Source organism: Patescibacteria group bacterium, from assembly GCA_041675205.1.
Lineage (GTDB): Bacteria > Patescibacteriota > Patescibacteriia > GWA2-46-9 > GWA2-46-9 > JBAYUF01.
Genome location: JBAYUF010000009.1, coordinates 17,027 through 37,912 on the forward strand (window position 1 = coordinate 17,027; position 20,886 = coordinate 37,912).

General features: G+C 50.2%; 24 protein-coding genes. All 24 read right to left on the minus strand.

Annotation, left to right across the window (positions count from 1 at the left end; all coding sequences use genetic code 11):
• Window position 1: 1 nt before the first annotated feature.
• The 24 genes from WC052_05235 to WC052_05350 all read right to left on the minus strand — a co-directional run bounded on the left by WC052_05235 (window position 2) and on the right by WC052_05350 (window position 20,489).
• Complete coding sequence (locus WC052_05235; GenBank protein MFA7287036.1) at window positions 2–1,939, minus strand: hypothetical protein; 1,938 nt, start codon at window positions 1,937–1,939, stop codon at window positions 2–4.
• Between the two features lie 35 nt (window positions 1,940–1,974).
• The gene (locus WC052_05240; GenBank protein MFA7287037.1) at window positions 1,975–2,394 is read right to left on the minus strand and encodes a hypothetical protein; all 420 of its coding nucleotides are present in this window, start codon (window positions 2,392–2,394) and stop codon (window positions 1,975–1,977) included.
• A gap of 1 nt (window position 2,395) precedes the next feature.
• Window positions 2,396–6,784: a LamG-like jellyroll fold domain-containing protein gene (locus WC052_05245; protein MFA7287038.1), complete on the minus strand. Its 4,389-nt coding sequence runs from the start codon at window positions 6,782–6,784 to the stop codon at window positions 2,396–2,398.
• Window positions 6,781–8,190 (minus strand): hypothetical protein, encoded by a 1,410-nt coding sequence (locus tag WC052_05250; protein ID MFA7287039.1) that lies wholly within the window; start codon window positions 8,188–8,190, stop codon window positions 6,781–6,783. The genes WC052_05245 and WC052_05250 overlap by 4 nt, the downstream gene beginning before the upstream one ends.
• A gap of 62 nt (window positions 8,191–8,252) precedes the next feature.
• On the minus strand, window positions 8,253–8,552 hold the full coding sequence (locus WC052_05255; GenBank protein MFA7287040.1) for a hypothetical protein: 300 nt from the start codon (window positions 8,550–8,552) through the stop codon (window positions 8,253–8,255).
• A gap of 10 nt (window positions 8,553–8,562) precedes the next feature.
• On the minus strand, window positions 8,563–8,781 hold the full coding sequence (locus tag WC052_05260) for a hypothetical protein (GenBank protein ID MFA7287041.1): 219 nt from the start codon (window positions 8,779–8,781) through the stop codon (window positions 8,563–8,565).
• A gap of 6 nt (window positions 8,782–8,787) precedes the next feature.
• Window positions 8,788–8,964, minus strand: coding sequence for a hypothetical protein (locus WC052_05265; protein MFA7287042.1), 177 nt, complete (start codon window positions 8,962–8,964; stop codon window positions 8,788–8,790).
• A gap of 1 nt (window position 8,965) precedes the next feature.
• Window positions 8,966–9,478 carry a peptidoglycan recognition family protein gene (locus tag WC052_05270; protein ID MFA7287043.1) on the minus strand — a complete coding sequence of 171 codons (513 nt, stop codon included), beginning with the start codon at window positions 9,476–9,478 and terminating at the stop codon, window positions 8,966–8,968.
• Between the two features lie 2 nt (window positions 9,479–9,480).
• Entirely contained in the window at window positions 9,481–9,660 is a 180-nt protein-coding gene (locus tag WC052_05275; GenBank protein MFA7287044.1) for a hypothetical protein, read from the minus strand.
• A 1-nt stretch (window position 9,661) separates the two neighbouring features.
• Window positions 9,662–9,871 carry a hypothetical protein gene (locus tag WC052_05280; protein ID MFA7287045.1) on the minus strand — a complete coding sequence of 70 codons (210 nt, stop codon included), beginning with the start codon at window positions 9,869–9,871 and terminating at the stop codon, window positions 9,662–9,664.
• A gap of 15 nt (window positions 9,872–9,886) precedes the next feature.
• The gene (locus WC052_05285) at window positions 9,887–10,405 is read right to left on the minus strand and encodes an Ig-like domain-containing protein (protein MFA7287046.1); all 519 of its coding nucleotides are present in this window, start codon (window positions 10,403–10,405) and stop codon (window positions 9,887–9,889) included.
• Window positions 10,406–10,415: 10 nt separating this feature from the next.
• Window positions 10,416–10,658 (minus strand): hypothetical protein, encoded by a 243-nt coding sequence (locus WC052_05290; GenBank protein MFA7287047.1) that lies wholly within the window; start codon window positions 10,656–10,658, stop codon window positions 10,416–10,418.
• Between the two features lie 11 nt (window positions 10,659–10,669).
• Window positions 10,670–12,364, minus strand: coding sequence for a hypothetical protein (locus WC052_05295; protein ID MFA7287048.1), 1,695 nt, complete (start codon window positions 12,362–12,364; stop codon window positions 10,670–10,672).
• 6 nt (window positions 12,365–12,370) lie between these two features.
• Entirely contained in the window at window positions 12,371–12,508 is a 138-nt protein-coding gene (locus WC052_05300; GenBank protein MFA7287049.1) for a hypothetical protein, read from the minus strand.
• A 3-nt stretch (window positions 12,509–12,511) separates the two neighbouring features.
• Entirely contained in the window at window positions 12,512–13,225 is a 714-nt protein-coding gene (locus WC052_05305) for a hypothetical protein (protein ID MFA7287050.1), read from the minus strand.
• A 57-nt stretch (window positions 13,226–13,282) separates the two neighbouring features.
• Window positions 13,283–13,801, minus strand: coding sequence for a hypothetical protein (locus WC052_05310; GenBank protein ID MFA7287051.1), 519 nt, complete (start codon window positions 13,799–13,801; stop codon window positions 13,283–13,285).
• A gap of 13 nt (window positions 13,802–13,814) precedes the next feature.
• The gene (locus WC052_05315) at window positions 13,815–14,198 is read right to left on the minus strand and encodes a hypothetical protein (GenBank protein ID MFA7287052.1); all 384 of its coding nucleotides are present in this window, start codon (window positions 14,196–14,198) and stop codon (window positions 13,815–13,817) included.
• A gap of 57 nt (window positions 14,199–14,255) precedes the next feature.
• Window positions 14,256–15,221, minus strand: a complete 966-nt coding sequence (locus WC052_05320; GenBank protein MFA7287053.1) for a N4-gp56 family major capsid protein — start codon at window positions 15,219–15,221, stop codon at window positions 14,256–14,258.
• A gap of 26 nt (window positions 15,222–15,247) precedes the next feature.
• Window positions 15,248–15,922, minus strand: coding sequence for a hypothetical protein (locus tag WC052_05325; GenBank protein MFA7287054.1), 675 nt, complete (start codon window positions 15,920–15,922; stop codon window positions 15,248–15,250).
• 152 nt (window positions 15,923–16,074) lie between these two features.
• A complete protein-coding gene (locus WC052_05330) occupies window positions 16,075–16,362 on the minus strand; it encodes a hypothetical protein (GenBank protein ID MFA7287055.1) in 288 nt (95 codons plus the stop codon).
• Window positions 16,359–18,338, minus strand: a complete 1,980-nt coding sequence (locus WC052_05335) for a hypothetical protein (protein MFA7287056.1) — start codon at window positions 18,336–18,338, stop codon at window positions 16,359–16,361. Before WC052_05335 ends, WC052_05330 begins: the two co-directional genes overlap by 4 nt.
• Window positions 18,339–18,572: 234 nt before the next feature.
• Complete coding sequence (locus WC052_05340; protein ID MFA7287057.1) at window positions 18,573–18,785, minus strand: hypothetical protein; 213 nt, start codon at window positions 18,783–18,785, stop codon at window positions 18,573–18,575.
• Complete coding sequence (locus WC052_05345; protein MFA7287058.1) at window positions 18,775–20,250, minus strand: terminase family protein; 1,476 nt, start codon at window positions 20,248–20,250, stop codon at window positions 18,775–18,777. Before WC052_05345 ends, WC052_05340 begins: the two co-directional genes overlap by 11 nt.
• Window positions 20,251–20,300: 50 nt before the next feature.
• Window positions 20,301–20,489, minus strand: a complete 189-nt coding sequence (locus tag WC052_05350) for a hypothetical protein (protein ID MFA7287059.1) — start codon at window positions 20,487–20,489, stop codon at window positions 20,301–20,303.
• Window positions 20,490–20,886: the final 397 nt, after the last annotated feature.

Below are 20,886 nucleotides of genomic sequence, written 5' to 3' on the forward strand. Positions count from 1 at the left end.
TTTAGTCCCCGTAGTATTGATTTTTTGGATCTTTAAACGTGTCGCCGAACGCGGTCACAAAGTCGTATGAATCGCCGCCGTTTGCCACATACTTTTGTTTGACAGCCTTCCATGCGTCCGGAGCAACATGTCCGTCAGCCCCGGCATATGATTTGAGAAACGCGCTTGCCTGCTGATTATTTTGGATCTTGTATTCCCATTCTGTGAGCTTGCCGGATCCACCACCACTGCCTGTCGGGAGAGTGTCCTGTCCAAGTTTGAGTTCTTTCGTCGTGATCTTACCGTCCGGGTCACGCATCACAATATCAGCATACTTCACGCCATTCGGAGCTGTGCGGGTAGTCGTCGAAATAATATCGCCCTTGCCAACGCTTGACTTGACGAGCGATAGGAAGTCCACGGGAAGACCTGCCTGGAGTAATAAATTGCGCGCGCCTGTCTGACTTGCTTGTGGGAGCGACGCGAAGTCGAGGTTGTTGTCCTTGAGATAGCTTGCGAGGATCTGAACATTCGCGCGGGAATTGTCCTGCGCTGCGAGTGCGAGCTGTGCGTTCTGATAATCCAAATCTGACGCATACTTGTCGCGCGCAAATTCATCGTCGGATGCCTTCTGAACAAGCTGGATCGCCTGGAGGTTTCGGTTGAACTGATCGCCATAGGTTGCGGATGCGTTCTGAAAATCCTGATTCGTGAGGCTCATGATTGTCGCGATCATGCTTTGCTTCTGCGTGAGTTGACTTGTCGCATAGTTTTTCTGACGATTCAGAAAATCTATGCGTTCGTTTGCTGCACGCTCTTGCTCTGACACACGGCCTGCGATGACGTTCATTGCGACTGTCTTGCCTTTCTCGGCGTTGATGTTTACGCGTCCCTGCGCCTGCGCTTCTGCGATTTGCGCGTCGAGGTCGTTGATCTGTGTCTGTAAGGCTTCCACGCCGCTATCCGTGAGCTGCTTCTTGTAAGTGTCGACAAGATTCGGAGCCACGGGTGCTGCGGACGTCGGAGCAATAGCGTTCTTCATCGCTGCGATCTGATCAGCGAGTGGTACGCGTGCGGTTGGTGTGTCCTTCTCTTTATTTTTGTTGGTTGCGTTCTCGTGAAATTTGTTGAGGAGTTCCTGCAAGGCGTCCATGTTCGCGGCATTCTGTCCGTTTGCCATGCCATTGTCGTCAATTGGCGGCTGTGTATCGCCACCTGTGGGAGTTGCACCCGTCTGTCCCGGTACTGCTGCGGGAGCCTTGTAAATATTCAAATCGCCCGGGGTGTACTTCTCGCCTGTGATCGGTGAGGTACCTGTCGGCACTGTCTTGAGGCTACCGATCGGAGCAGCAGGAGTTTGTCCGTTTGCTTTCATCGCAATCTGCGCGCTCACGGATCCAATGGCAATTTCATCGGTCACACCCGGAAAAGATTTTTTGTACTGCGCGAGCATTGATTTAAATTCTGGGGTCGTTTGATCTGTCCCAGGTTGTGGGACGGTTGCGCTGCCTGCCGGCGTTGGAGCTGCTAGTGTTGAAAATTGTGGTGTTGCCGCTTCTTTTGCTTGCTGTGCGTTGTACTGCGCATTCATGTCACCCTTCACCTTCGCATTGTTCGCGGCTTGTGCGGGGGTAGTAGGGTCAAAGTTTGTATCATAAACACCAAAACCGCCGGTACCGTTGACGATGTCCTGTAAATTTCCAGCGCCGGCATTCGCACTAAGATTTTTACTAAGCAATGATTGTGCGAGACTTTTAATACCACCTGCATCAAGCGCGCTACCCTTAATAAGGCTGCTATCAATACCGCCTTTAAAACTCACATTTTTGTCCGAAAGACCAAGCGCTGTGAGTGCATCACTTGAAACGGGTTGATAGTAAGCCTGGCGCCCTGCATCATCTTGAATGTCCGCGTATATTTGATTGTCCCCTGAACGGCGGACTAATTTTATTCCTGGCATATTTTTGGCTGATTAGTTTTATTATATCATTGTGGTTATGTTACCGCGATGAGATATCCTTTTATGTATGCAGAGATTGTCTGACTTGTCGCGGTTGCGCCAGTTCCGATATTGATATAAACGTCTGTGCCTGGTTCGATAACATAGGATGCGCCGGATGTTCGTAGAGTAAACATTATGCCCGTGTTATCGAGGCCGGTTAATGTTGTGCTAGGGATAATGTCGGTGTAACTGCGTCCCGATGTTCCCACTGATACCTGTGCAACAACAGTGACTGTGTCGTCTTCGGTGCATAGTACAACGAGTTCCGTTGCAACCATATAATATCCGCTCGGTACTGAATAAACACGCGTCGCACCCGTAGTTTTTGCATCGATGCCGTCAGCGCTACCAAGAATAGCAGAAACATTTGGAATCAGATTGTTTTCATCTTTGAACGCGTAGTCTTTATTCATATTAAGCGAAGGTGATATTTTTCTGACGAATAGCGAGACCGTCCGCACCAGTTCCACCAGAAGCGGCAGGATTGCTTGCAGACCAACTTCCAGCAGCGCCGGCAGTACCCGCGCCATTCCAGGAACCAGCACCACCTCCACCTGCGCCACTAGCAAATGCATTAGGCGCGCTCGGATTACAAATTCCACCAGTACCTAGAGCACCGCCGGTTATCGTGTAAGTTCCCGAATCAGCTGTAAGCGTTCTATATAAAACACCGATCATACCACCGCCACCACCACCTCCACCTGCGCCTCCCGAACCTGTAGTGGCTCCAGCGTCAGTTCCGTTTGTTCCTGCTTGTCCTGCCACCGAGATTGAACCTGTTGTGAAGTTCCATGCTCCGTTACATTCAAAAATAAGAACACCACCACCACGCCCACCTATACCTCCAGCAATACCGTTTGATGCCGGAAAACCTGACCCATTGTTATTGAACCCACCACCACCTGAACCACCACCCGCTCCTGGGGCTGCGATAAATGTTTTGTGTTGTTGGAATAAATAAAGAGTTCTAAGAGCAAGTTGAGCACCCGCCGCACCACCCGCCGCACCGGACGTATTTGCCCCACTTGTTCCATTATGTGTTAAGGCATCATAAATATACGAAGCGTTTGTTGCTGTATCCGCGCCACAACCAGAAGCATTGAAAGCAACTGCAGAGGTCGTCATCGTCATTGCGCCCTGACACTTAATCAAAATGAAGGTTCCGTTTGCATGAGGATTTGTGAACACAACCGTTGCTGTGCCCGTGATCGAGACTGTCGTGTAATTTTTTACAAAATACGCAGCGCCACCAAGGTCGATCGTTGTTGTACCCGATGAGGTAGAAAGCGCGCCGTCTGATCCGTCTCCACCAAACGTACCTTGCGATGTTGTGACTGTGTTGTTTGCGTAAACATTAAATGTCCCGGCTGAATCGTCCCATTTCGCGTATGCGCCGGTTGCATCGTCGCCCATGATAACGTCACCCGCGTCCGCACCCGAAACAATAACTTCAAAAATGGTGCTGCCCGCTCCGTTGATACCTTGAAAAGCTGTCGAGGTCATCTGGAAGCGCGCGCCAGAAGCAGCCGTGCGGATTGTTGCACCCGTTACTGTTCCAGCCGTGATTGTACCCATGTCGGCAGTAATCGCCGAGAGTTGCGAGATTGTGAGCTTGCCAGCCGTGATTGTTGCATTGGCGATTTCCGCGGCGGTAATGGTCAAACTTGCGATATTCGTTGCGGTAATCGTAGCTGTCGCGATTTGAGTTGCCGTGATTGTCGCCGACGCGATGTTTGATGCAGTAATGGTACCGGATGCAATTTTTGCCCCAGTGATCGTCGCGTTGGCAATTTCGGTCGCTGTAATGGTAGCTGCTGCAATCTGCGTCGCTGTAATGGTTGCGTTCACGATATTCGCTGCCGCGATCGTATTGTTCGCAATGTTCGATCCCGTAATTGTTGAGTTAGCAATCTGCGTCGTCGTGATTGTTGCGTTAGAAATGTTTGCCGATGTGATCGTTGTGCTCGCGATCTGTCCACCTGTAATTCCAGCGGTAGCAGAAATCTGCGACGTGGTGATCGTCGCGTTTGTAATGTTTGCGGCTGTGATTGTGGTGTTCGCGATTTGAGAGCCTGTGATGCCAGCAGTCCCGGAGATCTGCGTGGTTGTGATCGTGGCATTGGCAATATTTGTCGCGGTAATTGTTGCACTCGCAATATCCGCTCCAGTAATCGTCGCGTCTTGAATGTTCGTTGATGTGATCGTACCCGAGGCAATCTTTGCGCCTGTAATAGTTGCAGCAGCAATTTCGGTCGCAGTAATGGTACCGGCTGCAATTTGTGTGGCGGTAATTGTTGCTGCTGTGATGTTTGTTGCGGTAATCGTTGCGACACCAATTTGAGATCCGGTAATCGTTGCTGCTTGAATCTGCTCACCATGAATCTGCGGCATGTCCCACGTCTTGAGGAATGTTCCGCTGTTGTTCATACCAATGAGCCACGTCGTTGCAACTGTTGGCACGGTCGCTGAACCTGAAATCGCTGTCGGCGATGTAGAATCCCAAACAATATAGCGCGCGGAAGTGTTGCTGCTCGTGATTGTATGCTCCGTTCCATTGAACTGAATCGTTACCCCCGACCAGGCAACTGAACCAGCACTAGGAGAGTTGTCTGTAAATGTTCCGGCTGACACCATGAACAAAGGCATGGTCGTTTTAATTGGCGTAATAGCCCCGGAAGAAATCTTTGCACCGTTGATTGTAAGGTTGGCAATCTCGGCCGCTGTAATCGTGAGGGCTGTGATGTTTGTTGCAGTGATTGTGGTTGCGGCAATGTTCGCGCCGGTAATCGTGCTCGAAGCGATGTTTGCACCTGTAATCGTACCGGATGCAATTTCAGCAGTAGTAATTGTGGCGCTGACAATGTTCGCTGCCGAGATCGTTGCAGAAGCGATATTGCCACCCGTAATGGTAGCGGCTGCAATATTTCCTCCGGTAATGGTTGCTGACGCGATGTTTGCGCCTGCGATAGTTGCGGATGCTATGTTCGCGCCCGTAATCGTAGCAGATGCAATTTTCGCTCCGGTTATAGTACCGTTCGCAATTTCGGCGGCAGTAATAGTCGCGGCGGTAATATTCGAGGCGGTAATTGTTCCGGCAGCAATCTTTGCGCCCGTGATCGTTGCATTCGCTATCTCGGTCGCGGTTATCGTAGCTGCTGTGATGTTCGTTGCGGTAATAGTACCAGCCGCAATTTTAGAACCTGTGATCGTTGCATTCGCAATTTCAGCTGCGGTGATTGTCGCCGCGGTAATATTTGCGGCTGTGATCGTAGCGAGCGCTATCTTTCCACCTGTAATAGTCGCGTTCGCTATTTCTGTTCCAGTAATTGTGGCTGCGGTAATGTTAGCTGCGGTAATAGTTGCTGTTGCGATTTTTCCGCCGGTAATGGTCGCATTTGCAATCGAAGCGGCAGTGACAGAAAGGGACGCAAGATATTGACCGTCGACTGACGATCCTGCTTGCAGTCCTGTAATGATGATGCTAGAAACTTTCATTGCGCCACTTTCCTTGATCCACATCGAAGCTGTCACCCTGTCGGCAAAAGCTGCGCCCGACCAGAAACGAACATCGTCGCCACCTGCAACACCAGCGATCTCACTCGCTGAAAGTGCGCGTGAGAAGTATGCCGCGTCGTCTATCGCGCCATTAAGGTATTCGCTAAGTGAAACAGCAGCAACTTTGTGACCAAAAACTAGGCGTGGTGTTGTGAAATTGTAGGTGCTTGAACATGCAACAGAACCCGCAAGCGTTCCGTTTACATAAAGGCGAAGTGTTGTGCCGTCATACGTACCGATGAGCGACGTGTATGTCCCGGCAGCAACCGAACTTGCGGCTGATGATGCCTCTTTTGTTGCTCCGTCATAGGCATAGAGTGAGGCACTACCGTTGCCATAGATACGAATACCCTTGTCATACGTTGTGGTGTCGGCAGCCTCCTGTGTCATTACTACGTCAAAATAACTCGTTGCCGTTGTAGGCAGTGCGGTGAGTTTTACCCAGACAGCGATTGTAAAATTAGCCGTTCCTGATATATCGAACGAGCTTGATTGAGAATAAATTTGACTTGATGTGCCATTAAATCCTGCACCATTATTGAACTTTCCGTTTCCTGCGGAATAGGTGATCGCGGTATCTGTTCCATTGTTCGAGCCAACACTATCCACTGAACTTGCTTCAAGTCTCCAATACGAAACGATGTTCGGATCCGAGAAAAGTGTCGAGCTAAAAAGCTCCGTTGCAGATGTGACGGTTGACGCAAGACCGAATGAGTTTGCTGTATCGCGGATGTAGTCGGACCCAATATCGAAACCACCGATAACACCTCCGGCTGTGACAGTAATTGCGCCAGAAATTATTGCGCCGGTCGCGCGGAGAATACCCGCGTTCGTGACTGAAAAAGGATTTGTCGCTGTATTAAAAGCGTCTTCGCCCGCCCATTGATTGCCGTTGATATCGACGTGCCAGCTTGTTGTGTCGCTTCCGCCAATGTCAATCGTGCTCGCGCTGATCGAGCCCGAGATCGTTGCGCCTGTGGCATAGAGTTGTCCGGCCATGTTGACGCGGAATGTTGCATCATTGAACTGTTTGCTGCCAAGCCAAATTCCCTGCTTGTCCGCATGGAATACCGTGTCTCCCACACCAACTGTTAATTCTTTCAGACTTGACAATAAGGTTTCACCTCCCGTTTTTCCGGGTACATCAGCCGGTTTGTCCGTGATTTGTGGATCAGTATCAGAAAAGAGCGGGCTTGAGGCAGCCGGTGGCATCTCGTCTACGTTGATAAAAATCCGGGGGCTGCTCATACAAATCGCAAAATAATTGATTCAATTTCCGGTGTGTTGTTACTGGACGCATTGAACAAGAGCTTGAGCTGCAAGGTGTTTACGTCCGGCAGATCAATGGTTGCACGAGACACAAGGCGATTCGCGTCGGTTTCCAGTGTGACGCCTGCATACGCGGTGTGGTTGACCTTCTTTGTCAGTGTCAGCGTTGCGCCGTTCAGCGTTCTATATGCGATCTCCACTTTGAGCTTCTTCGTCATGAACCGGTTGTACTGCATCACGCGCGTGACCATGTACGCGCCCGCGTGCTTCGCTGTGCTGTCGAGTTTGTCCACGCCATAGACTGTTCCGCTCGTGGTATCCTTCCATGCGACAAACAGATCATCGCCTGCGGCCAGGATTGAGCCTATGAGAACGTTTGAGGCGTTACCAGGGGATAACAGATATTCCACGTTCAAAACCGTCTGGTAGGCTGCGCTGTGAGCTGCCAGGCTATATAGGCCGAGCGTAGCCGGGTTGCCCGATGAGTTCGAGAGGCCAAACAAAGGCATACCGTGAAAGTTTGCGACGGATCCGTTGTACACGACTGCCTTGTTGGTGCCGGAATAATCACCCTTGATTTGCTTTGAGTGGCGCAGCGCGACGCCGTCATACACATACAGATTGCCCTTTGTTCCTGCGGATACGATAACCTGGTTATCATTTGAGAGAAACGCGTTGACGCCAACTTCCGGCACAGAATCGCTCACGCTGTAGCTGTCACTCCACGTATTCCAGCGAAAGATCGCGCACTGTCCGACGTTGCTTGCAATGTAGGTACCAATGAGCAGATCCGTGTTCATGAACCCAAGCGCGCTCACGCGGTAGCGAGCGTCAATGTCCAATGCATTCGCCGAGAACACGCCCGCGTCCACCTGCGCGACGTAGTATTTATCGCCAATATAAAGCACTTCATTGAGTTCAAACATCGGATGATAGGTTGCGTCCGTATTCGTGAAGGTTGCAAAGCTGTCATTGCGCGTGCTCCATGCTGCGCCGACTGCGACGCGTCCGAGACGAGACTGCATCGCGTAGTAGATATAACCCTGATATTCTGCCGCTGCCAAAATACCGACGTTCCCGGCTGCTGGCGCGGCTGTAGCTTCCACGCTCCACGTACCGCCCGACGTGCGCTTGAAAATCTTGCCATTGGTCGAACCAAAGAAGTACGAGCTGCCGTCCGAACACGCGAGGCCGGCGATACAAAAATCATCAACGGTTGAACCGCTGTCCTTCGTAAGTTTCTGATTCACCTTTAAAATTCCTGGCTCGCTATGCAGATCCAGTCCAACCAGTTCAGCGCTCGAATTTGTGGGGCCACTATAGATGCTGTCCGCAAGGCCGCCTAAATTCCAGTCTGCGATGATGACACTTGAGAGATCTGCCATAGGTCAATAAATTATTTAGTTTTGTTGCCATTGAGCATGGCAATGGCAACAGGGGAAACAATTTACATTGCTGCTGCGTCTGCTGCTTCCTGATCCTGCGGCGCTGCTTCTGCATCTTTCTCTGGTGACGGTTCCTCCGGCGCTGGCTCTTCTGCGTCGGCTTCATCCGAATAACCACCTGATGCAATGATTTCTTTTACATCATCCGACTGCACAGCCTCCCATGCTTCGCGTGTTGATGCTTCATAGCGTTCGAGGAAAACGAGCTCGCCCGCTTCGTTGGTCTGCTGATATGGTAATAGAGATTCAACGCGGCCGATATCGTTCGATGATTCTGATTCGAGGTCTTTGATGTAGAACATAGGAAGGGGATTATTTTTTAGTTTTTTCTTTTGGCGTGATTGCTGCGATGAACTCTTCGAGGGTCATTTCGATGCGCTCCGCACCGATGTCGATCACAACTTCGAGATGCTTGTCTGCGTCAATGCGCGCCATTTGTGCGATCTTCTGTCGGCGCTGACAGTTTGGTGAGAGATCAAGGTACAAGCCGATCGCGACTGTATCCTCTGATTTGTTTTCTACGATATCCATAGATGCTTATTTAAGGCCTTGCTGCGTCTTAAACCGCAAAGCAAAGTTGAGTAAACCTGCAACGATCAAGGCTGCCTGTGCTGCCTCCGGAAAAAGTTTGGTTACTTCCGCAGCGGCGCCAAGCGCGATTATTGCAACGTTCAGCCAAACAGTTTTTGATTTGTACCAAGATTTTTGTTCCATATTAGAATTTTTTAGCGAGCTCGATTAATTCTTCGATGATGTGATTCGCATTACGTCCCTGTGAAGGGCAATTGTCGCGTCGACCTCCCGACAACTGATAATGTCCAATTACATGATCCCGATCCAAGGGAAACTTCCACCGGCGCGCGATGTTCGCGATGAGCTCCGCGCTTGCCGCTTTCATCTCCGGCGTCCACACATCCGTCTGAAACCCCTCGTGTTCGATGCCGATCGTTTCAAACTTCGGATCAACGCGTGGGTCGATCAGCTTCCACGTAGGCTTGATGAGCGTCCCACAATGCCACGCGCTGTCGAGCTCGCCCACCCACTGACGCACCTGCCCCTTGCGGGACACGCCATAGTGAGTAGATGCGCCGGACGCTGGATTATGAAACCACGCATCAGTGCCGTTGTAGTACCCGGACATGATGTGTATCACGATCGCACGCGGCTTGTGACCGGCGCGACCTTTCGTGTAGTTGTGTGCGATCCGTCGCTGTTCAATTTTCAACATAGTTAATTGACGATTATTTGTTGTGGATTACCTTCTGCGTCCACAACATCAAACGCTGCAAGATCATTTTTTGAAACTGTAAGAGGGCCGACCGTCGTGAAGGGAAGTTTGACTGAAACCCCCGCGACCGCAAGTTGCTCTGCTACATCTTTTTTTGTTGAGAATCCTGCGATTGTAGCCATATTATTTTATGAACAGTTTTATGAGAACGATTGCGGACTGGAGAATCAGGAATGCGCCGATACCCTTGATCCAACCAATATCAGATTTGAGCAGTGCCATGTCGATCGAGAGATGCGCGAGGTGATTATCCTTAATGGTGCCGACGATTTCACGTATGCCGCCGAGCTCTTCATGTAGGTTGTCTATTTGACCCTGGTATGTTTCTTCCATAGCAGTCTTCGGTTATTAAGCACTTGTTGTAAAACTTGCGCTGTACGCCGTAAGCGCAGTACCAAGTCTACTTAATATAGATGCGCTAAGTGAAACATCATAGGTTGCTCCGCTTAATAATGCACTCGTCGGGGTGAATATAAGCGTTCGCGAGACGGAAAATGAGAGCGTGCCTGTTACTGGTGTGGCACCGTTCATCACGGAGAATGCCCCGTTGATTACAGTGGATTGGTCGACCTCTTCGCTAAAAACTACCTCAATATCCGTATTTATTGCTGCGTCGAGTTGGTTTATCGCCGGCGTCACCATGACCGCAGTGAATGGAGTTGCCGCTGGCCTACTCACATCAGCTTCGTACGCGGCAATTGTTACATTATCTGCTGCGATCAGACCGTCAAGGGTAGCGATACGGGCAACTAGCGCGGCTCTTTCTACTTGATATGCCACCACATTTGCTCTCATATCAAGAATGCTAACCTCGGTAGTAATTGTTTGAGTAACTTGAACTGTGTTTCGATTAACCCATGTCGCCATATAGATGAAATTAAAGTGCCTTTGTACCAATCACGTAATACCAGCTTGCCCCGTCGGTCCAGCAAAGCATACTGGCAAGCCCACCACCAGCATCATTGATTATCCCGACGAAACCGGCACCAACTGATGCCGGCTGCCCGAAGGCACTGTCTAACTCTGCATCTAACGGAGCGGCGGCTGTTACGTCGGCCGCCGATAATTTAACCGGCGCACCCAGCGATCCGTCGTCATTTAGTAATGCGTATCCTTTCATAGAATTATTTGTTAGATTGCTGTTCTAGCAACTTCTCTCCATGCCTGTCCGTTTGCTGTTGTCGTACAAAGAACCAATGTCAATGTATCGTTTGCAGTCATAGAGAAGTGTGAAGCGCCAGCAAGAAGGATTGTGATGTCGTCTCCGCTTGTTGCAGTACCGTTTGTAATGAGGACGTTTTCGTTTGCAACTAAGGTGATTTGATGTCCGTCCTGATACCCAGTTTTAGTGATGAGAGTTACTGATGTGGTTCCTGTAAGCTCGAAGATATTTCCGTCTCTTGGAATAACGATTGTGCCGGCACTAGCAATGTCTGTACCCTGCTTGTTGATAATCGCGCCGTCGAATCTTGATGCACCAGACTGAATCCAGAATGCGAGAGGATTAACGATCGTTCCTATTGGAGCACCTGTGATCGCGACTGTCGCAGCTGTTGTAAACGTTGCTGTCGCGTATGTTGGAGCCTGGATCACGATTTCACGCTGTGTCGCAACAAGTCCGGCTGCCCACGTTTTTGTCGCCGACATGTTGATGTTGATCCCGATATCTTCTGTGGTTGCCGTAAGTCCTGTATGTGCAGGTCCCGTAATAGTGACGATTGTCGGCACACCCGTAGTCCCGGCAGACGGCGTGAGCGTCAAGTTTCCACTTGTTGCTGCAAGAACAAGGTGTCGTCCTGTGTTACTGTTCGTGGAGATGTGAAAATCCTTTGCAACCGTGTAGAAGTATGTTCGATCAGCTGTGGCAGCAACAGTGGCAGTGTTACCATAACCAAATCCGGCAACGTTTACACCCGAGCTGTTATAGATATCAAGTTGAGCATAACCGGCATTTGCAGCAGTCGTGTTTTGAATAGCAAGAACACCGACGCCGGCGCTATTTCCGATAATCGTTGCTGATGTTCCACCCGCGCCCAATGGAGTTGTTCCACCTACTACAAATCTATTCGTAGTTGGAGTTGGAATATAGATAACTCCCGATTTATCAATAACCATTCGCTGAACATCTGCACCGGTAGAGAATCTGATCTCACCTTCACCGGACAATGGTGTCGCCGGATTACCTGCGCCAATCGATACGATACCGCGCTGGTTAGGAAATGCAGCAAAGGTTATACCTCGGAGCGCAACGAACGGACCAAAGGCCGCGGAGTATGCTGCCGTCGCACTGGCAACCATACCCATTGTCATGTTGTTGTTCGAGACCTTTAGAAGATTGGAATCGTATGCCGCTGACGCCGCACCCTGAAACTCAATGTTTCCTTTGTTTATAGCGTTCGCACCTGCGAGAACAAGATTTTGACCATTTGTAAGACTAAGAGCTGTTGCGCTCCAAGTTCCTATCTCGGCACCCACAGCGGCAAAACCGATAGTATCCGCTGCTGCTCGGTATATACCCGTTGTCGTGCTATTCGTGAATCCGAGTGACGGAGCTGCTGCTGATCCGTTCGCGAGACGAATCGCGCCGGTTGCAGTGAGAATATCCGTGCTGATATCACCGAATGTAAAGTTTCCTTGCACTTCAAGATTGCCTGTGATCGTGAGGTTTGTCATCGTGAACGAACCTGACATTGATGCAACCTTGACCTTCAAATAGTTTGTTGTTGGATCGACGCGGAATGCGCGCACCTCCAAGCTTGCGTCATCAGTGACGCCACCCGAGACCGGGTACCCTTGCGCATCAAGTTTAAGAAATTCGATTGCCATAGTATTTTATGCGATAAGGATAACGAGAGGATAACCAGTGGAAGGATCGACACGTACCTTCCGGACTTCTTGTGCGGCGTCATCGGTAACAGCGAGCATTACCGGATAGCCATTGGGATCGAGTTGTACAGTTTCATTGGCCATATTTTAGTAATTATACCCGTTGTCACCTATCTGATTTGAATCCGGAACTTGAGCTTGAACGCTCATGTCCAGTGTTCGAGGTGAGAGAGCGGCAAGAGCCGACGTAAGGTCTGCACCATACTTCAACTCCTTCTCATCTAATGGGATTGGTTTATCTTGTGAACTTTTGTAAGCGATAATCACGCGGCGCGCGAGTAGCTCATTGACCTGCCGAGGCAAGCCGATCAGTGCGTCGAGCGTGCTTGAACTTGCGAGGTTTGCTGTAGAGAGATCTGCCGGGTAGAGCATGTAGTAAATGCTCAATCCATTCGTCACGTTGATGATCGCGTCCCCGCTGTAAATCACGGCATTGCTGCCATAGAGCTCATAGCTTGGACGACGATTTGCGAACATGAGGCGGATCGTTGTTTCGTCGACTGTCGAATCGTAGTTGTTGTAGTCGAATGGTACTAACCGTTTCCAGTTGGTACCGTCGAGCTTCGCCTGGATGAACTTCACGTTGTTCACGATATCAACCGGGAGCGGGTACGCACGCTGATCTGCTACCAAATTCTGCGTCGCAACAGTGCCAAAAAAGTCTTCGTTCACTTTCGCAATCTCCATGGCGAGCTCATCCTTGAAAGGATTAGCGAGCAAAACAATATTGGCGTCTGACAACGTTGTTGAATCCGTTTTTGTTTTGAGCCGGATATAGGCTGCGAAATTGGCACCTGTCATAGAGATCCCGTATCCGGGGCCACCTTCCTAAAGAAAGGCAGCCACCGGAGACAACGATTAAAGTGAGTAAGCGACTGCGCTGAATGGACCTACGCAGTTGATGTATACGACTGCTGGAACAACAGTTGCGTCATCGAGTGCAGTTGTGCCACCGACAAATGCGCCTGTACCTGTAGGAGCAACGACAATGAATCCGATCACAGCCTTTGTTGCTGCAACTGAAGGAAATACTACAGCCGCCATAGTTGCGCCCGCAGTACCCATGCTTGAAGTCAATGTACCTGCTGCATCCACAAAGAATGCGAATACATTGTATGCAGTTGCCGCGCCACCTGAACCGCCCGCGACAGAACCCGAGAGGGCTGCCATGTCAGTATTCGCCGCTTTATAGACGAGAACACCGTCGACGATTGAAACGAATGCCGATCCTGCCTTTACGATCGCGCTACCGCCCGCCTTAATTGCGAGGCCTGCTGATGAAATGGTGAAAGCCGAGAGAGGTTGCTGCAATTTTGCCAGAGCTGCGCGGAGACTTGCGTCTGACAACACAGGGCTGGTTGTAATTGATTGTGCCATAGGAGGTTTTTAATTAATTGAGTGCATTTAGTTTTGCCTCCGAGTTTCCGATCGCGTGCTCATGGCTTTTAAGTGCAAAATCTGTTTTAAGAGATTCCTGCACCACCTCCGCCACTTGCATTGGAACAGGCACCATGGCGCCCTTCGCGATCTGAAATGAATATCCGTTGAGAGTGACTACGAGTGATGCGCCTGCCTTCTCACCATTGTCGAGCGGGATCATGATCATCACCTTTGGCTGTGCAGCCAAGTGTTCTTTCATGATTTGCGCTTTCGACTTGTAATTGAGCGCCGCGTCTTTCGTAGGTGCGGCCACTGGAGCTTGCGCTACCGATGCCGCTTCTGCTTGCTGATCGCCGAGCAATGGATCATTTGATACTGGTTTTTTAGGAGCCATATATTTGGTTATTGCCCGTCGTTATAGAAAGGCGGGGCAGCCTCACCCCGCCGTCCGTTATGCTGTTACACCGTGTTCAATACGTACGATCCAGGTTTCATTCAAGATCTTTGCAACAAAGGTTGCTTTCCAACCTGATGTTGAACGCTGATCGAGAGGATCAGCAGATCCAGCAGAACCGAGAGGTTTGACGATGTTCTTCAATGCTTCACCTGACACGCGGGTCACGCCGTAAGCGTTTGCAGCGATAATCAAAGTTGCATACACGTCAACGCCTGATGCACCTGCGCCTGTAAACACCTTCGCATTGGTTGTTTCAAGGAAACGAACCTCATCGAGGGAACCAACTTCGCCAGGCATAACATCCGCTTTGTTTGCGTATGTTTCAACTGACTTCCAGCCGGTTGCAACTTTCAAATCGTACGTTGTATTTGGGTGACAAATACCGATATACGATGCTTGAATTGGCTGTGTTGCAATGTTTACCTGTGGCATGACCATGTTGGTCACTTTCTTAGCCTTCGCATTTTTGAGTGTGCGAACAGCTTCCTTGGTTTCATCAAGAGACATCTTCATTGCCGCAGAAACTGTGACACGTGAAACTGCTGTCGATGCGTATTGAACTGTGGTACCTGCAACGATTACGTCGCGGCAAAGCTGGTCAATGGTGTCACCTGACTGGTCGCCCAAAAGATCCGAAGTTTCCATGAGCACTGGATCAAGGGTTGTCATCTGGAGCTTGTCTGTCAAAGTCACATAGTCACCGTACTGGAGAACAGTTGCGGTTACGTCTGTAACAGAGAGCTGTGAGCCCGCTGGTGTGATACCTTCTGACAAAGCAGTGGTAGCAGCAGTAAGGTTTCCGTAACGACGGAATTTAATTACGTCTGATTCGTTCTTAGGAATATCGCGAACTTGTCCGAACTTGGTGTGAATAAGCAAAGGCAATGCTCGTTCCAACATGTTGCGGTCGTAGAAGTTGTTTACACCCTGGGCTACCTGGGTGAGAGTTGTATTAGCCATACGACGTTTTTAGTGAATAATTAATGTTATCTGCGAATGGTATCGCGAACTTTGGCAAATTCGGCAGGGGATAAATTCCACGCTTCCGGTAGTTGCCCGGCTTCTCCCTGCGGCGCAGGATTGCCACCTGTTCGTGACTGATTTGCTGCATGTTCCGCTTCACGCGCTTGCTTTGCTCCCAGTTTCATCAGCTCCGGCCCTGCGATTGCATAGGCGAGGTCTGCGATTGGAATGTGGCGACGCGATTCGTGGCTCGCATGCTTCAAGATTTTGTCCCGAAATTGTTTGAGCACCTCATTGCCGGGCGCGGATAGAAACGCGTCGACCTCCTTTGCGTCCTCTGTCTGTTGCGCCGCCTCGATCAAAGGCTTGAAACGTTCATCAATGCGAGCATCAATGTCGTCTGGCACGGCCGTAGGGGCTGCTTCGGGAGCTGGTGCTGGGCTCGCACTCTTGGCTCGTTCGATCTGACGATCTTTGCGGGCAAGGATATGCGCGAGTTTGCGAGTTGGCGGCTCGTCACTGACTTCTGCTTTTACAGGCTCCTTTCCCTCTTCGGGCTTAGCTTCCTGTTGGGTGCCGTCGCCTGCGGCTTCTCCATTGCTCCCGTCTTGTGGCGCGGGTGCTTGACCCTCGGCTTGTCCGGTCGGCTGTTCAACAGCCCCCGAACTACCCGGAGATTGACTTTCGTCATTTGGCATAGTTTTTTGTACTCACCATGAAGGGAAACGCCGTACGGAAACCTTCAAAGTGGATAACCTCGATCTCGACTAAAGACCGGACAACCGATTACTCGGCTGGTAGACACTTGCAGGGGGAGGCTCCCTACAAGCATCTATCAGCGGACTAACCCTTATTCGTACGGATCAAACTCTGTATCGTGCTGCACTGGGGAATCTAGGTACTGCGCAAGATTGTCCGGCAACTTAAGCATGAACTCAAGCAACTCAATCTTGCGCTGCAAGTCATCGACCCCTGCAAGATCCTTGTGCTTTTTGTGCAGCAACTGACCTTCTAAAAACGCCTTATGCTCAACAAGCGCTTCCTTCATGAAGATGTAGCCCGGGTGTAGGACTACGGATTCAAGACTACCCTTTGCAGCTTCGCGCTTCCCTGGTTGTTCAAATAAGTCTTTGATCATACGATTGCTGGTTGTGGCGATGAAGGGTTTGGAAAGTTCGGCGCACTACCGTCTGCTGCTGGCGCCCCTGGGTTCTGTAGCATCATCTGTTGCTGACGTGCTGCGACAAGTTGTGCCATGAGCTGTGGATTGCTGCGCTTGTAGATCAGCGCGGCCTTGTGCGTCTCGATATGCGCGCGCGTTGCGTCATTGTTCTTTGCCTTGCGATGAATCTCGATATGTTCCATGTCGTTGTCAATCGCGTTCACCTTCACACTTTTACCTTCGCTCAAAAACTCATTCTCCTGCGCGGCGATCATCTCGTCCACGGTTGGCGGAAGGAGTTGGTCAAGCTCTTCGCTCGACAGGCCTACAAGCTCGCCACCCTTGCGTGCTGCATACCGGCGGTTAAATGTTGGTTCCTGCGCGGCAATCTTCAAAAACTCGGAGAATCCCCGAAGTTCTTGGAATCGCTTTGTCTCGGACAATGATTTACTGACAATGGTGATGTCTGGATCTTCATCAAATAAAAGGTCGTCGGCGGTAAACTTCTGCCACTTCGGACCATTCGGACCGATGATGCGGATCATCTTCTCGTCGATTGCAGTGAAGTGTGTTTTGTACAGCTGATACACCATTTTCCAAAACTGCTTTTCTGACCACCCGAAAATCTTTGCCGCGAGTGAATAGCGTGCGTCGCCACCACGTGCTGCCTCGGCGATCTCTGTTGCAGTACGCTGACCGTCGTTCACGATACCCTGACGCATTGCAGTTGCACCGGTAGACTTCTGGGCTGCTTCGTCAATGATGTCAAAAATAACCTTTGAACCCTGGTCGATAGGGCTTGGTTTAACGAGTGGCTCAACTGCGCCGCCAACCGGACCGTCCACCTCAACGTACTTGTTTAAGCCAAAATTAAGGTCATTTTTATTCTTGATCTTGGTCTTATCGTAAAGATAGCCCGGGTAGAGTTTCGCTTCGGCTGCCTTGATCGCGATATTTAAAAGCACGGCGCGCTTGCGCTGTTTGTCCTCAACAAGGTCTGGAATTGATACGCCGTCCCAATCGTGGGGATTTGGAAAGAGTGTGCGATCATCAATCGGCCAATATGGTGTTGTGAGTTCCTTGTATCGGACAACAAGCGTCCGATCGTTCGCGAGCGTCACGAACACGCGCTTGCCATTGTGGTACGTGAACCATTCAATAAGCTCGTAGGATTGATTGCTGCCCAAAGATGCCTGTTGTGATGCCATGGTCGTGCTCTCAAGCCCCTGCGCGTCATTACGTGCCTGCTGCACCTGCGCGCCGACGGACTTAGTGTCGCCGCTTCCCTTCACGTCATCAATATTAAAATAATAGCCGGCGTCCTTCATCTGTTGCTTGCTCATGCGGATCGGACGACCACCAAAGCGCATAGCGCCACGGTATCGCGTGTCTCCGTTCACTGATGTTGCGTCTGGGTCGCGCATCCATGTTGACGCGTCGATCAGCTCCGGCACTGGCGCAAGGCGCTTGCGGTCAAAATCATGGAGGAGTACCAAGCCACGACCAAAAAAGAGAGTGTCAAAGTCCCATCCATAGTCGAGCACTGCCTTGTCCATTTCGTCATAGTCGAATGCTGCAACACTGTTCCAGTTCTCTGCCTTCTCACCGTCATTGTCATTGCGTCCGTCAAATTGCACAGAGAGTTGGTCATCGTAGAGCGCCGCGAGAACGGTCTGCATCGTGGTAAAGAGTAGTGGATCACCCACTGCATCATCGTCGCGCTTCTGATTGTTGTACAGTTTAAAACGGCGCAAATTCTTCGCGCGCTTCGGTTCCATGAACGACCACGCCACCTGATATTCATTCCCCACTTGATTGAGTAAACGTTTATAGCCCTTTTTTTCAAGGGATTTCATCGCTTTCTCTGCGGCTTTATCAACCTCGGCAACGACATCTTGTATCGAGCTGCTGGTAATTTCGCCGTCAATTAAGTTTGATTCGTTCTTTTGCATATAAAAAAGCCGGCGACCCTGCATCTCCGTTTGTTTGTCTAAAACAAATAGAGGTGTAGAGCCGCCGGTATTGCCGTGACAGGCTTTATTCGGTATTGCTACCGCGATATGGGGAATGTGCTTGCATCGAAATTATAGCACACGTTCAATAAAACTTTTTATCGGCGCTGGTAAAAAGGTTGTGGATAACTTTAAAAAAATATGATACCCCTATAACATGTTACATTCCCATAGTTATTCATGTTGACTGTTTATCGCTTTAGCAATGTAGTTTCCGACCAATGCACCACGCAACAACATTGAATCTGTCACCTCAATTCTGACGGGCACTCCGTTCTGTTTGAACACGCTGATCGTGGAATGTTCTGCTGCCTCGCGGACGCGCATAATAATGGCGAGCTCCACCGGCGTCAAGGCAAGTGCAATGAGCTGCGCATTATTTATCATAGGGATCTAGCGATTGTGCGGCGCTCTGCCGGGCATTCGGGTCAACGTATGGGACAAATGGCGGTTCTTGGTATAGTAAGCGCCCAATGCATTCTACGCAGTGATCGTCCTTATCCATAGGTCGCTCCTTCTGATCATGGAAGTCCGCTTGCTTTCCCGTCCACTCCTGCCACTGGTAATGTTGAAATTCAAATATCGTGCGCACGCATGTGTCGAACACGTACAACTCCGGCGCAACAAGCATCTGATCTCCGACCTGTTGAAAGTTCAGTGCGTCTCCAATTCGTCTGTCGGACATCGCACGCGCTTTTGTTGCCGGAAGGTAGTGTAGGCCCTGTTCTGATAAACGCTGCGCAAGAGATTTATTTGTGTGCTGATCCACAATAAACATGGAAGGGTCTCCGATGCGACGCTCCACACGGTACTGCGATGCCTTTGATTTGATGCGCGAGGCAAGTTCTTCTGTGGTTGCCTTGATGAAGAGTTCGTCAACGATAAACTTTGTGCCCTTCCTGTCCACTGCAATCCACACGGTTGCGTCTGGCGTGCGCGGATGTGGGTCGAGTGCCTCATAAACCGTAAAATTACGCATGTCGACGTTAAACGGTTTGATGACGTGAATTTTTGGATCGAATTTTTTAAACACAAGACCAGTAAGATGTTGAAATTTACCAAATACGCGAGCTTGTTTATCGTCCTCCGAATACTGTGCAATCATTTTATCAATAATCGCATCATCGAGAAAGCCACGCACACCCTTTGACCGTGACGCGCTCCACACGTCGGCCTCAATAAATGCACGTCCCTGCTCTTCGCGCTTCGGGTTGCCGATAATGTAGTCATACATCCACGCGCTGCCTGTGAGCGGTGTTGCAGTGATCCAGATCACACCTCCACGGCGGAAACGCGAGACTGTGGCTTTAAAGATACTCTCCGGCGGTGGTTCGTCGAGCCATGCGCCGCCGATAGTGGCTGATTCAAACTCTTTCAGATCTTGATCGTACGTCATCACGTCGAGTGACCACCCTGTATCAGTCGTCCAGTTGTATTCGTATTGCTTCCCGGCTTTATTCGTCTTGTAGCGCCCGTATGGAAACCAGGCTTTCATCTCCGGGATAATCGCTTGCTTCACGGTCGTCGGATCCGATATGATGCGGAACTTCTTCAAGTATGGCCATTTTTGAAACAGTGGTGCATTCTGAAAAAAAGGGTTCTCTGTTGGCCAAAATAATTGCGCGAGCATGTTGACGAGCAAACACGTCTTCCCGATACCGTTAGCCGCAGATAGGAGCGACACAAAATATTTGTCACTGCCTGCCATGTTGATGAACTCCTCGCCCTTACCGATCGGTACGTATTGCTTCCACTTCTCTGTACGGAAACGAAGTGCCTGCAATTCCATGAGCTCACGCAGGTGCGCGCGTTTACCTTCCGTGGTCATGGATTTTAAATCAATAGATGTCATTGTTTGAAAACTAGCGCCCCCTTTATTTAAGACGCGGGGGCTACGTCGGCCTATTCGTCAACTTCGTCAACCGATGTGTATGCCGCATTTAAATCAACCCTAATTTCTTGCAGCACCTTCATCGCAATCAAAATTTTTTCTATTCCCGCCACAAAATGTATGCGTTCTAAATCTTTAATTACCGAAGATATTCGTGCTTCTGTTGTATCTTTGAGTGAGTTTAGCGTGTCATTTTCCATATTTTTTATAAATAGTGCCGCTTTTGCGCAGAGCGGCAAACTGCATTCAATCGGTCACATTTTGTGTCACGTTCTTACAGAGATTGCACGTCCATCTTTCCCAGTAGTCTTTGAAGTGGTCGGTGCGTCGTCTGCAATGGTTACACCACATGCGCTTCATGGCCTGCGCTTCTTGAACGGGCGGTGGTCGGGCTCGTCTTTCTCGGCAGGTTTGTAGGAGTCGAGCTTTTGGAGCTGCGGATCATCGCGGTCGGGTTCTTTCCAGTGGGTGCTTTTGGTGTAGTCGCCGTGGTTAGCGGTACACTCTTGGCAGGAGCCGAGAAAGTCGAAGTTCTGGTTGTCGTGGACGCGGTCGATAACCTTGCCACAAGGGCACACGATTCTGCTCACTTAGTCC

Excerpts from the sequence above, each read along its gene's own strand:
- WC052_05235 (MFA7287036.1), bottom strand. The coding sequence starts at position 1,939 with ATGCCAGGAATAAAATTAGTCCGCCGTTCAGGGGACAATCAAATATAC.
- WC052_05240 (MFA7287037.1), bottom strand. The coding sequence starts at position 2,394 with ATGAATAAAGACTACGCGTTCAAAGATGAAAACAATCTGATTCCAAAT.
- WC052_05245 (MFA7287038.1), bottom strand. The coding sequence starts at position 6,784 with ATGAGCAGCCCCCGGATTTTTATCAACGTAGACGAGATGCCACCGGCT.
- WC052_05250 (MFA7287039.1), bottom strand. The coding sequence starts at position 8,190 with ATGGCAGATCTCTCAAGTGTCATCATCGCAGACTGGAATTTAGGCGGC.
- WC052_05255 (MFA7287040.1), bottom strand. The coding sequence starts at position 8,552 with ATGTTCTACATCAAAGACCTCGAATCAGAATCATCGAACGATATCGGC.
- WC052_05260 (MFA7287041.1), bottom strand. The coding sequence starts at position 8,781 with ATGGATATCGTAGAAAACAAATCAGAGGATACAGTCGCGATCGGCTTG.
- WC052_05265 (MFA7287042.1), bottom strand. The coding sequence starts at position 8,964 with ATGGAACAAAAATCTTGGTACAAATCAAAAACTGTTTGGCTGAACGTT.
- WC052_05270 (MFA7287043.1), bottom strand. The coding sequence starts at position 9,478 with ATGTTGAAAATTGAACAGCGACGGATCGCACACAACTACACGAAAGGT.
- WC052_05275 (MFA7287044.1), bottom strand. The coding sequence starts at position 9,660 with ATGGCTACAATCGCAGGATTCTCAACAAAAAAAGATGTAGCAGAGCAA.
- WC052_05280 (MFA7287045.1), bottom strand. The coding sequence starts at position 9,871 with ATGGAAGAAACATACCAGGGTCAAATAGACAACCTACATGAAGAGCTC.
- WC052_05285 (MFA7287046.1), bottom strand. The coding sequence starts at position 10,405 with ATGGCGACATGGGTTAATCGAAACACAGTTCAAGTTACTCAAACAATT.
- WC052_05290 (MFA7287047.1), bottom strand. The coding sequence starts at position 10,658 with ATGAAAGGATACGCATTACTAAATGACGACGGATCGCTGGGTGCGCCG.
- WC052_05295 (MFA7287048.1), bottom strand. The coding sequence starts at position 12,364 with ATGGCAATCGAATTTCTTAAACTTGATGCGCAAGGGTACCCGGTCTCG.
- WC052_05300 (MFA7287049.1), bottom strand. The coding sequence starts at position 12,508 with ATGGCCAATGAAACTGTACAACTCGATCCCAATGGCTATCCGGTAATG.
- WC052_05305 (MFA7287050.1), bottom strand. The coding sequence starts at position 13,225 with ATGACAGGTGCCAATTTCGCAGCCTATATCCGGCTCAAAACAAAAACG.
- WC052_05310 (MFA7287051.1), bottom strand. The coding sequence starts at position 13,801 with ATGGCACAATCAATTACAACCAGCCCTGTGTTGTCAGACGCAAGTCTC.
- WC052_05315 (MFA7287052.1), bottom strand. The coding sequence starts at position 14,198 with ATGGCTCCTAAAAAACCAGTATCAAATGATCCATTGCTCGGCGATCAG.
- WC052_05320 (MFA7287053.1), bottom strand. The coding sequence starts at position 15,221 with ATGGCTAATACAACTCTCACCCAGGTAGCCCAGGGTGTAAACAACTTC.
- WC052_05325 (MFA7287054.1), bottom strand. The coding sequence starts at position 15,922 with ATGCCAAATGACGAAAGTCAATCTCCGGGTAGTTCGGGGGCTGTTGAA.
- WC052_05330 (MFA7287055.1), bottom strand. The coding sequence starts at position 16,362 with ATGATCAAAGACTTATTTGAACAACCAGGGAAGCGCGAAGCTGCAAAG.
- WC052_05335 (MFA7287056.1), bottom strand. The coding sequence starts at position 18,338 with ATGCAAAAGAACGAATCAAACTTAATTGACGGCGAAATTACCAGCAGC.
- WC052_05340 (MFA7287057.1), bottom strand. The coding sequence starts at position 18,785 with ATGATAAATAATGCGCAGCTCATTGCACTTGCCTTGACGCCGGTGGAG.
- WC052_05345 (MFA7287058.1), bottom strand. The coding sequence starts at position 20,250 with ATGACATCTATTGATTTAAAATCCATGACCACGGAAGGTAAACGCGCG.
- WC052_05350 (MFA7287059.1), bottom strand. The coding sequence starts at position 20,489 with ATGGAAAATGACACGCTAAACTCACTCAAAGATACAACAGAAGCACGA.